Raw genomic sequence first — 11866 nt, forward strand, 5'->3', positions numbered from 1 at the left:
ACTCCGGGTACCATGGGAAAGAACAGAATAATCAAAGCAATAAGCAGTGTCGTGAAACCACCTACGGGTGGTTTTTTTGTTTTTGTCTATTACGTTCATCATCCTGCCCCATTGCTTTTTTTCCTCTTTATTTTCTTATTTCATTTTGATTTCGGTCAGAGTATGACATGCCCCACAATATGTTTTCCGGTATTATTAGTCCATTAATTGCCAATGCTGCATGCTGGTGCAATCACTCTCGTAATTGGATGATTCATGAATAATAAAATCAGTCAGGATACTATCAACAAAGCCCTGTGGGCCGCGTGTGACACTTTCCGTGGCACCATCAGTGCTGACACCTATAAAGACTTTATCCTTACCATGCTGTTCCTCAAGTACATTTCGGATGTCTGGCAGGATCACTATGATGAATATAAAGAACAGTATGGCGATGCGCCGGAGCTGATTGAAGCGATGATGGCGAATGAACGCTTCGTGTTGCCGAAAAGCGCCAGTTTCTATGCACTGTATGAACGCCGTCATGAGCCAGGCAATGGCGAGCGTATCGACCAAGCCCTACATGCCATTGAAGAAGCCAACGGCACTAAGCTGAAAGATGCCGGGAAAAGCGTGTTCCAGGATATTTCGTTTAACACCGACCGTCTGGGTGAAGAAAAACAGAAGAACACCATCCTGCGACAGCTGCTGGAAGACTTTGCCGGTGAAGATCTTAACCTGAAGCCAAGCCGTGTAGGTACGCTGGACGTCATCGGTAATGCCTATGAATATCTAATCAAAAACTTCGCTGCCAGCGGTGGGCAGAAAGCCGGGGAGTTCTATACCCCACCAGAAGTTTCGGATCTGATTGCTGAACTGCTCGACCCACAACCCGGTGATACCATCTGCGACCCGGCCTGTGGTTCCGGTTCGTTGTTAATGAAGTGCGGGCGTAAAATCGTCTCCGGACATGACAGCCGTAACTATGCGTTGTTTGGTCAGGAAGCGATTGGTTCTACATGGTCGCTGGCGAAAATGAACATGTTCCTGCACGGCGAAGACAACCACAAAATAGAGTGGGGTGATACCATTCGTAACCCGAAGCTGCTCGATAAAAATGGCGATCTGATGCTGTTTGATATCGTGACCGCAAACCCACCGTTCAGCCTGGATAAGTGGGGGCATGACGAGGCCGAGAATGATAAGTTTGGTCGTTTCCGTCGCGGTGTACCGCCGAAGACTAAAGGCGATTACGCCTTTATCTCGCATATGATCGAAACCCTGAAACCAGGAACGGGGCGTATGGGCGTAGTTGTGCCACACGGTGTGCTGTTCCGTGGCTCCAGCGAAGGTAAAATTCGCCAGAAACTGATTGATGAAAATCTGCTGGATGCGGTAATTGGACTGCCGGAAAAACTGTTCTATGGTACGGGGATTCCGGCTGCGATTCTGATTTTCAAAAAGCAGAAAGTGGATGACAAGGTGCTGTTTATCGATGCCAGCCGTGAATTCAAGGCAGGTAAAAACCAGAACCAGCTCAGTGAAGAAAACATCGAAAAAATCGTTAAGACCTACCGTGATGGCGATAACGTCGAAAAATATGCCTATCTTGCCAGCCTGAAGGAGATTCAGGACAACGACTATAACCTCAATATTCCGCGCTATGTCGATACCTTTGAAGAAGAGGATGAGGTTGACTTGCTTGCCGTACGTAAAGAGCGGGAGGAATTGAAAGCGGAACTGGCGAAGCTGGAAGCGGAGATGGCAGGATATCTGAAGGAGTTGGGTTATGGTGCCTAAGGGGTGGGAGAAGCGTGATCTACACGGGTTAATTACGATTAAACATGGATTTGCATTCAAAAGTGAATATTTCTCAAATGATGGGAAATATGTACTTTTAACCCCTGGAAGTTTTAATGAGTCAGGTGGATTCCGGAACCAAGGCCCTAAAACAAAGTTCTATAATGGGCCTATACCTAATGGTTACCTTTTAAGCAAGGGTGACTTGCTTTTAGCAATGACTGAGCAGGCTGAAGGTTTGTTGGGTAGTCCTTTGTTTGTTCCTGAAGATAATAAATATTTACATAATCAACGTCTAGGACTAGTTGAGATTAATTGTCCAGATAAGATTTGCTCTGATTTTCTTTATCTTTTTTTTAATCATGAAGATAGTCGTAAGCAAATTACTGAACAATCTACGGGGACAAAAGTAAAGCATACTTCACCTGACAGATTGTGTTCTGTTATTGGTTTAGTCCCTTCATTTTTGGAGCAAAAGAAAATCGCCCAAATCCTGTCAACCTGGGATAAGGCGATTTCGGTGATGGAAAACCTTCTCGCCAACAGTCAACAGCAGAAAAAAGCCCTGATGCAACAATTGCTTACTGGAAAGAAGCGCTTACTGGATGAGAATGAGATGAGGTTTAGTGGAAAGTGGAAGAGAGTAAAATTGGGTGCGATAGCCGATATGAACAGTGGAGGTACTCCGAAATCAACGGTTGAAGAGTATTATGGCGGGGATATCCCATGGGTATCAATTTCTGATATGACATCTAATGGAAAGTGGATTGCTACAACTGAAAAATATCTGACTGAATTAGGATTGACCAGTTCATCTGCAAGAATATATCCAAAAAATTCGGTTCTTTATGCTATGTATGCTTCTATAGGTGAATGCAGCATTGCTGCTGTAAATTTAACATCTTCACAGGCAATCCTAGGTATTAGACCAAAAGATTGTTTAAATTATGAGTTTTTATATTTCTATCTTGCATCATTAAAAGAAAAAATAAAACTGCAAGGCCAGCAAGGTACACAGTCCAACCTAAACGCCGGAATGGTTAAAGAGTTTGAACTAAACCTACCCAGTATAAAAGAACAACAAAAAATCGCTGCCGTCCTGTCCGCTGCCGATGCTGAAATCTCCATCCTGGAGAAAAAACTCGCCTGCCTGAAAGATGAGAAAAAAGCCCTGATGCAGCAGTTACTGACTGGCAAACGTCGTGTCTCCGTGCCAGTAAACGTGGAAGAACAAGAAGCCGTTAGCGCTTAAAGCGAAGAACAAGGAACGCTCATGAACCAGACGTACACGCCAAAATTCCAGGAAGAATACAGTGCCAAAATTCCGGCATTGACGTTACTGACCAGCCTCGGCTGGTCGTTTTTATCTCCGAAACAGATTATGGATTATCGGGGCTATAAACATGATGAGGTGGTGCTGCGTCCGGTTCTGCGTGAGGCGTTGTCGAAGCGTTCCTTTATGGCGAGCGGTAAAACTTGCCAGTTATCGGAAAAAGCACTGGATAACCTGATATCTCAGGTCTGCTCTCCGGCACTGAATGAAGGGCTGCTGAAAGCCAATGAGCGGATGTACAACCATCTGCTTTACGGAATCGCCGTTACGGAGTTTGTCGATGGCAAGAAGGTCAGTCCCACCATTGCGCTGATTGACTGGGAACATACGGAAAATAACCAGTTCCACTTTACTGAAGAATTTACGGTATTGCGGTCAGGCGGTGTTGAAACCCGCAGACCGGATATTGTCTGTTTTGTTAATGGTATTCCGCTGGCTGTCATTGAAGCGAAAAGCCCGGCAGGTCACGGTAAGAAAGGGCCAACCATTGACGAGGGGATATCACAGAGCATCCGCAATCAGTTCAACGACGAAATCCCGCTGTTGTTTGCCTACAGCCAGTTATTACTGTCGATTAACGGGCATGACGGGCGCTACGGTACCTGCCATACGCCAATGAAATTCTGGGCAGCATGGCGTGAAGAAGATATTACGGATGCGCAGATGTATGCGTTGCGCAACCATCCGTTATCGACTGAACAAATTGATGCGTTGTTTGATCATCGTCCTTCAGCCGATCTCGACTGGTACCAACAGTTAATAGCCGCTGGTGAACTGGCTGTCAGTGGACAGGATAAGCTGCTTATCAGCCTGCTTTCGCCGGAACGTCTACTGGAGATGACCCGCTTCTTCACCCTGTTTGATAAAAAGACAGGGAAGATAGTCGCTCGCTATCAGCAGGTGTTCGGCATAAAAAGACTGCTGGAACGCATCAGTACTCTCAGACCGGATGGTGGCAGGGAAGGTGGGGTGATCTGGCATACCACGGGGTCAGGTAAATCGTACACCATGGTTTTCCTCAGCAAGGCGCTGATCCTTCATGACAGCCTGAAGCAGTGTCGCATTGTGGTGGTGACGGATCGTGTCGATCTTGAAGGGCAGCTCAGCGGTACTTTCGCTTCTGGTGGAGAACTGGCCGGGAAGGATGATAAGGCCAAAGCGATGGCGACCTCAGGTCAGAAGCTGGCACAGCAGATTGGCTCTGGTAAAGAACGTATAATCTTTACCCTTATCCAGAAATTTAACTCAGCGACAAAACTTCCTGAATGCGTCAATAACAGCCCCGATATTATTGTACTGATTGATGAAGGGCACCGTAGCCAGGGGGGTGAGAACCATGTGCGAATGAAACTGGCCCTGCCGAATGCCGCCTTTGTGGCATTTACCGGTACGCCGTTGCTGAAAGAAGATAAGACTACCAATAAATTCGGCCCGATTGTCCACGCCTACACTATGCAGAGGGCTGTCGAAGATAAAGCCGTTACGCCTCTGCTGTATGAAGAACGTATTCCGGATCTGGAAGTGAATGATCGGGCGATTGATGCCTGGTTTGACCGCATTACTGATGGGTTGAGCGAGGCGCAAAGAGCCGACCTTAAGCGTAAATACGCCCGTAAGGGCGAGGTCTATAGCGCAGATGACCGCATCCGACTGATTGCACTCGATATCGCCACGCACTTCTCGAAAAATATTAATGACGGGCTGAAGGGGCAACTTGCCTGCGACAGCAAAATCTCCGCCATCAAATATAAAAAGTATATTGATGAAGCCGGGTTGTTTGAATCAGCGGTGGTGATCAGCCCTCCGGATACCCGGGAAGGGAATACCGAGGTGGATGAAAGCAAACTGCCAGAAGTGACGAAATGGTGGAAGGATAACGTCGGCACGCAGGATGAGTCCGCGTATACCCGCAATATCATCAGTCGTTTCGATACCGATGAAAAGCTCAAATTACTGATCGTCGTCGATAAACTGCTCACCGGGTTTGATGAACCGAAAAATACCGTACTGTATATCGACAAGCCGCTTAAGTCCCACAACCTAATCCAGGCGATTGCCCGGGTGAACCGACTGCATCCACTGAAAAAGTTTGGCCTGCTGATTGATTATCGCGGCATTCTGGCTGAACTGGACACCACTATCGGTAAATATCAGGATCTCGCCTCCCGAACGCAGGGAGGATACGACATCAAGGATATTGACGGGCTGTACAGCGCTATGAGTTCTGAATACAAGCGGCTGCCGCATCTGTATAACCAGCTGTGGGCCATATTTGCCGGTGTCAAAAACAAGAATGATACTGAACAGTTACGCGCGGTTCTGGTGCCAAAAATGGAAGAACGTGACGGAGAGATGGTCGATATCCATCAGAAAATCCGTGATGATTTCTTCGAGTCGTTAACGGCTTTTGCCGGATGCCTGAAAGTGGCACTGCAGTCCGCTACCTTCTTCACCGACAAGAGCTTTACGGAACAAGACCGAAATCTCTATAAAGAAACCGTAAAACAGATGTCCAGCCTGCGCCAGTGGGCAATGCAGGTCAGCGGCGAGCAGGTCAATTATGACGACTACGCGGAGCAGGTGAAAAAATTGCTGGATAAGCATGTCACCGGCGTTGAGGTTCGTGAACCGGATGGCGTGTATGAAGTCGGTAAAATGGGCAAGAGCGAAAAGCCCGAAGAGTGGGACAACAATAAAACCCGCAATGAAACCGACATCATTAAAACCCGTGTGACGAAGATGATTGAGCAGGACCTACGTGATGACCCGTACGCTCAGGAGGCTTTTTCAAAACTCCTGCGTATGGCTATTGAAGAAGCAGAAAAACTGTTCGACCATCCCCTAAAACAGTATCTCCTATTCCGTGAGTTTGAAGAAAAAGTTGAAGCCCGTAAGCTCAGCGATATCCCGGATGCCCTGGCGGTAAACAAGCATGCTCAGGCGTATTACGGTGTATTTAAAAAAGAGCTACCGGAGGTTTTTGCGGTAAACGATGTTCAGGTGCAGGAGAAGTGGACTAAGCTAGCCTTTGAGGTGGACAGCATTATCGTCAAAGCAGTGGCAGAAAATTCCCTCAACCCTCAGGACATTGAGAAGGCCGTTAAGACAAGTCTGTTACCACTGCTGTTTACGGCCTGCCGGGATATTGGTGCCGGAATGATTCAGGTAAACCGCATTGTGGAAACCATCATCCAGATCCTGCGCGTTGGTTTGATGAAATCATGAGTGAAAAAGAATCGCCAGCAATGAAAGCGTTACGCATTGTTTATGGTGATGAAGTCATCGTCGTACAGTGTGTTCCGCGTCAGGTCGTAAAGGGCAGGGTGCTCATCAAGGTGCATCCTGACTGTCGGGTTGTGGCCTCTATCCCGCCAGAAACACCGGAGCACGAGGTGCTGTCTGCGCTGAAAAAACGAGGGCGCTGGATATACCAGCAACTGCGTGATTTCAGGGAGCAACAGACACACATTGTCCCGCGTCGGTATGTCAGCGGAGAGAGCCATTACTATCTTGGTAAGCAGTATCAGTTGAAAGTAACAGAAGACGCTACTATTCCGCAACGAGTGAAAATGTTGCGTGGGCGTCTGGAAGTGACTGTCAGACACAAATCGGCAGAAAAGGTTAAAGCGTTGTTGGCCGAATGGTATCGGGAACGCGCCAGAGATGTCATTCAGCGCAGGCTTGATTTATTGATACCGCAGACCCTTTGGATTAGTGAGCGTCCGCCGATACGTCTGCGGGCGATGCAAACGCAATGGGGTAACTGTTCAGCAAAAGGCTGTTTGACCCTGAATCCATGGCTGGTTAAGGCATCCTCAGAATGCATCGATTATGTCTTGTTGCATGAGTTATGCCATGTGGCTGAGCACAACCACAGCGAGGAGTTTTACCGTCTGATGGGGCAGGTTATGCCGGGCTGGGAAAAGGTCAAGAAACGACTGGATGGGATGGCGGGGATGTTGTTGGCAGATATGTAGTTTCTAACTTATTCCAATGGGCTCATTTGTCTAGGGGAGTCAGGAACGAGTTAATTAGATTTTCCAAGTTCAAGCCTAAAATACAAAATTGATAGCATCAAATCCTTCGATAGTGACAACACGGGAAGTTGAACAACGATGAATACAACTCATTCAACAGAAAAGCTTTATCTTAGAAATATCTATGAACTTTTGGGAGAAAATTTTTACATACCTGCTTATCAGCGGGGATATCGCTGGGGGGCGATCCAAGTAAAAGAACTACTGGATGATATCTGGGAGTTCAGTCAACCGCATGGCGGTAATGATTCTTCATTTTACTGTCTACAGCCTGTTGTTGTGGTTCGAGGGGAAGATTGTTGGCAGGTCGTGGATGGGCAGCAAAGGCTAACCACGTTACGTCTTATCCTGCACTTTTTGGAGCAAGAGCACCTGAAGAGACCCTTAGAGGAGGCATACAAAAAAAGCGTGTATATGTTGAAGTATGAGACCCGGCCGGGATGTGAAGCATTTTTGCAGGGGATTCATAAAGAATCCAACACTGACAATATTGACTTCTTTCATATGGTCCAAGCGTATAATGCTATTAGAAATTGGTTCTCCGACAAAGATTATAATGATAATAATAAACTCTTGGCGACGTTACTAGCTAAGTCTACTGAAGAACGCTCTGTAAAGCTTATTTGGTATGATTTAAGTGACGAATGCCTTAACAACGATTATGCCATTGATGTTTTTTCCCGTATCAATATTGGTAAAATACCTCTGACCAATGCTGAGTTGGTTAAGGCTTTGTTTTTACAGCGAAGTCATTTTCACAATGATCAAGCAAGATTGAAGCAGTTACAGATTGCGACGGAATGGGATATTATTGAAAAGCGGTTGCAGGAACCAGCATTCTGGTATTTCATAAGTAATTCAAGTAAACACTACCAAACACGAATTGAATACATCTTCGATTTAATGAAAGGGAAAAAGTCTAATGACGAGACATTTTTCACTTTCCATAAGTTCCATGAAGATTTCAAGTCTGGCACGGCTAATATTGAGCATCTGTGGCAAGGGGTAAAGCGTTATTTCCTGAGCTTTGATGAATGGTTCCAGGACAGAGAGCTATACCATTTGATAGGCTTTTTGGTTGATTGCGGTGAGAAAGTTGCGGAGTTAAAATCTGAGTCGGAGCGAGAGAATTCAACGAAAACAGAGTTCAAAAAATATTTGAAAGATCGTATTCGTCTCCAGGTCAGGTGCCAGTTAGATGAGCTTTACTATGATGAGCCTGTCATTAAAAAATTGCTTCTGCTGTTCAATATTCAAACTTTATTGTCAACGAGGGAAGCAGATATACGTTTTCCTTTTGACCGCTATAAGCAAGAAAAATGGGATATTGAGCACATTCGGTCCCAGACAGATTCTGCCCCTGTTGGGGTTGCTCGCAGGGTGTGGTTAAAGGACATTGAGGTTTACTTCAGTGGTAGTCGGTTTAAAGGGGATTCTTTAGAAAGAGAACAAGAATTTGCTGCCATAGCCACTGAACTCTTGACCTTGGAACATATCGATAATGAATTTGACAGGCTTTATAATGAGGTAGTTAGTTACTTTGGCCAAGATGAAGTGTCCTGGGGAGATGAGCTAGGCAACTTGGCACTGCTGGACTCTTCAACCAACCGCAGTTACAAAAATGCCTTGTTTCCAATTAAACGCGCCCGCATCATAGATAATGATAAGCGCGGAGTTTTTGTCCCCATTTGTACCAAGAACGTCTTTTTAAAATATTATAGCCAGTCTGTAACTGAACTTGTTCATTGGTCAGAATCTGATGCTAAATATTATCAGGAAGCAATAGGTCAAACGTTGAAAGACTATTTGCCTGACCAAGGAGAGAAGAGTGAGTAATATAAAAATCGATTCGCGTTCGGGTGAACGACTCAGTTTTTTCCAGTTGTTTGAACAAAGATATATGCAGGTAGAAATCCCTATAATCCAACGGGATTATGCCCAAGGCCGGATAGACGTTGCAGAGGTTAGAGATACCTTTTTACAAGCATTACATGGCTATTTGGAAAAAGGTCTACCTTTTCAGGATTTGGACTTCGTTTATGGTAGCGTGATTAGCAATGATACTGGACGGCATCGTTTCATCCCCTTGGATGGTCAGCAACGATTGACCACCTTGTTCTTACTACACTGGTATCTTGCTCAAATTGCAGATCAGCAAGAATCCTTTCGACGGGTATTAAGTACGGACGGGAATTCCCATTTTACCTATGAAACTCGCAGCAGTTCGAGAGAGTTTTGCAATGCATTGGTTGGCAATGATATAGATTTCTGTGCTTTGTTGCTGGAGTCTGGTACTGAGTGTCTGAGTAAGACGATTAAAGACAGGTCATGGTTCTATTTATCGTGGGAGAGTGACCCTACTATTAGTTCAATGCTGACGATGCTGGATGCGATTCACCTCCAATTTTCTGGAAATGTAGATTACTTTGATAAGCTTACCGACAAAGATAAACCGATAATTACATTTAGATTTCTTAACCTTGCTGAATTCAACCTCACGGATGATTTGTATATCAAAATGAATGCCCGAGGCAAGCCGCTGACAGAATTTGAAAATTTTAAGGCAAGGCTGGAAAAAACCATTAAATCATTCACCGGAGATTGGCCGGAATATAGACTAAGTTTCAAAGATACGCCTGTGTCTGGCTATGAATATTTCATTCATAAAATTGATACGGATTGGGCTGATCTGTTCTGGTGCTATCGAAATGTTGTAACCAAAGATAATTCTTTTGATGATGAGTTAATGAACTATATTGCCATATGTACAGCCAACTTTCTGTTACTGCAAGAAGCAGAGGATAGTTATAGCTTACAAAAGCAATTGTTTGGTTCGGGTGGTAAAGTTAACTCATTATCCTTTATGGAGTATGAACAGTATGGATATTTGTCACAGACGCTAATAGCTGAATTGATTATGCAACTGGATCTGTTACGAGGTCATGCTAGTTCATGCCCGGGTTTGTCCATATATCTGAACAATAACAGATATTATGATGAAGAATCTATTTTCAAAAAAATCATTACCAATAACTCAAGTTTTTCGGAAAAGGTGAGGTTTCATGCTTTTTACGCTGGTGTAGCGAATGGCAAGATAGGGGAGGAGTTAGCATCCTGGATGCGAGTTGTATTCAACCTCACGGAAAACACTATTTTCAATACTATAGATGATTATCATAAAGCATTGCTGTCTATCAATGAATTGTCCCAACGTGATGACACTGTGCTGAATTTACTCATCCAGGATGTAATGATAAAAGGTTTTCTCGCCGTTCAAGTATCTGAAGAAAAACTGAAAGCTCATCTTTTGATAAAATCTTATGAGTGGAAGGAGGCTATTCTTGCACTTGAAAACCACGAATATTTCAGGGGGCAAATAGGTTTCGCATTGAAGTTCAGCGGTATTTCTGACTACTTTAACAGTCGCGGAAACGTTGATTGGGATGATGTGAAGGAAAACTATTTTACACGATTCAAACACTATGCAGATACTAGTTCGGCAGTATTTAGTGCAATAGGCGAAAGCTCGGAAGTATTAGATTTTGCATGGGAGCGTGCTGTGCTTTCAAAAGGTGACTATCTTACCTCGACAACAGCGGATAGATTCAACCTTCTTAGTTCACGTACAAATAAGAATAACGTCGACCGCGATCATTCCTGGCGTCGTCTATTACGGCAAGACTCAAATATTCTTTGGAATGCACGGCAACAACATGTTAAAGCCGTGTTGGATGATCCGGATTTTGATATGGGTGATTTAAGGGGTGGATTAGAGAGGATTTGTGCTAAGGCATTAAGTGAGCAGCCATTTAACTGGCGTACTATCTTGATTGAGAAGTCAGAGTTATTTAGCCTTTCTAATCAGGGGTTTATTGTATTGAATACTCACGAGAGCGTATTGTTACATGAGTCTCAGCGAAATCACTATCAAAGTGAACTTTATTCCAAGTACTTAGAGTTGGAATTAAAAGAGAGAAAACTGAATACAGCTCCTTTCAAGCACAAGTTCTACAATAGCGTACGTAGTGGGGAAGATATATCATTTCTACATTTAAGTGGTTTTTCTCTTCATGGGCAACGGGTTGAGTTGGAAATATTCTTCAGAGACAACCAATATAACATATTGTGCTACCGAAATGATGAGACAGTACCATTCTCAGATGAACTGCAGAGTGCTATGGAATCTTGTGGATTTATTGTTCTAGCTGATTCGAAGGATTACAATCCTGAAGACTGGCAATGTAGTGATGATAATTATGTGTACTACTGTGAAGAGCCTGATCGCGCATTAGCAATAATATCCAACCTTTGCACTCGGCTAAGTGATCTAGCCCGCGAGCAATTGTCATAGCATTAAGTGAGGTTGCTGTATGTGAATACATGCAGTAACCTGAAACCACCGTGTGGTCAGATACAACGTGACACACGGTGAGTTTCAGCTATGTGCTGATTCTGTGCTCAGCGTTATCCAAGTCTATCTATTTACTGCCAATTACAGTAAAGTAGAAGGACAACTACAGCAAAGTTTCGCAATACACTGCTATGTAACTCATTGATCCTGCGTAGAATTTAAAATCCCTCGGCGTTCGCGCTGTGTGGGTTCAAGTCCCACTCCGGGTACCATGGGAAAGAACAGAATAATCAAAGCAATAAGCAGTGTCGTGAAACCACCTACGGGTGGTTTTTTTGTGCCTGTTTTTTACGAACCACCGTTACC

General features: G+C 44.6%; 6 protein-coding genes. All 6 read left to right on the plus strand.

Going from position 1 to position 11866, the window contains the following annotated elements; genetic code table 11:
- Positions 1–255: 255 nt before the first annotated feature.
- The 6 genes from OGV80_RS23790 to OGV80_RS23815 all read left to right on the plus strand — a co-directional run bounded on the left by OGV80_RS23790 (position 256) and on the right by OGV80_RS23815 (position 11500).
- Positions 256–1779 (plus strand): type I restriction-modification system subunit M, encoded by a 1524-nt coding sequence (locus OGV80_RS23790; RefSeq protein WP_286515825.1) that lies wholly within the window; start codon positions 256–258, stop codon positions 1777–1779.
- Complete coding sequence (locus OGV80_RS23795) at positions 1769–3031, plus strand: restriction endonuclease subunit S (protein ID WP_286515826.1); 1263 nt, start codon at positions 1769–1771, stop codon at positions 3029–3031. The genes OGV80_RS23790 and OGV80_RS23795 overlap by 11 nt, the downstream gene beginning before the upstream one ends.
- A gap of 21 nt (positions 3032–3052) precedes the next feature.
- Entirely contained in the window at positions 3053–6337 is a 3285-nt protein-coding gene (locus tag OGV80_RS23800) for a type I restriction endonuclease subunit R (RefSeq protein WP_087052596.1), read from the plus strand.
- Positions 6334–7089, plus strand: a complete 756-nt coding sequence (locus OGV80_RS23805) for a M48 family metallopeptidase (protein ID WP_087052597.1) — start codon at positions 6334–6336, stop codon at positions 7087–7089. The genes OGV80_RS23800 and OGV80_RS23805 overlap by 4 nt, the downstream gene beginning before the upstream one ends.
- 138 nt (positions 7090–7227) lie before the next feature.
- Entirely contained in the window at positions 7228–8985 is a 1758-nt protein-coding gene (locus tag OGV80_RS23810; protein ID WP_087052598.1) for a DUF262 domain-containing protein, read from the plus strand.
- On the plus strand, positions 8978–11500 hold the full coding sequence (locus OGV80_RS23815; protein ID WP_087052599.1) for a DUF262 domain-containing protein: 2523 nt from the start codon (positions 8978–8980) through the stop codon (positions 11498–11500). The genes OGV80_RS23810 and OGV80_RS23815 overlap by 8 nt, the downstream gene beginning before the upstream one ends.
- Positions 11501–11866 lie beyond the last annotated feature (366 nt).

It is taken from the genome of Citrobacter sp. Ce119, assembly GCF_030334525.1.
Lineage (GTDB): Bacteria > Pseudomonadota > Gammaproteobacteria > Enterobacterales > Enterobacteriaceae > Citrobacter > Citrobacter europaeus.

Bases quoted from the DNA above. Each gene is read 5' to 3' on its own strand.
- OGV80_RS23800 (WP_087052596.1), top strand. From the start codon at position 3,053: ATGAACCAGACGTACACGCCAAAATTCCAGGAAGAATACAGTGCCAAA.
- OGV80_RS23795 (WP_286515826.1), top strand. From the start codon at position 1,769: ATGGTGCCTAAGGGGTGGGAGAAGCGTGATCTACACGGGTTAATTACG.
- OGV80_RS23810 (WP_087052598.1), top strand. From the start codon at position 7,228: ATGAATACAACTCATTCAACAGAAAAGCTTTATCTTAGAAATATCTAT.
- OGV80_RS23805 (WP_087052597.1), top strand. From the start codon at position 6,334: ATGAGTGAAAAAGAATCGCCAGCAATGAAAGCGTTACGCATTGTTTAT.
- OGV80_RS23790 (WP_286515825.1), top strand. From the start codon at position 256: ATGAATAATAAAATCAGTCAGGATACTATCAACAAAGCCCTGTGGGCC.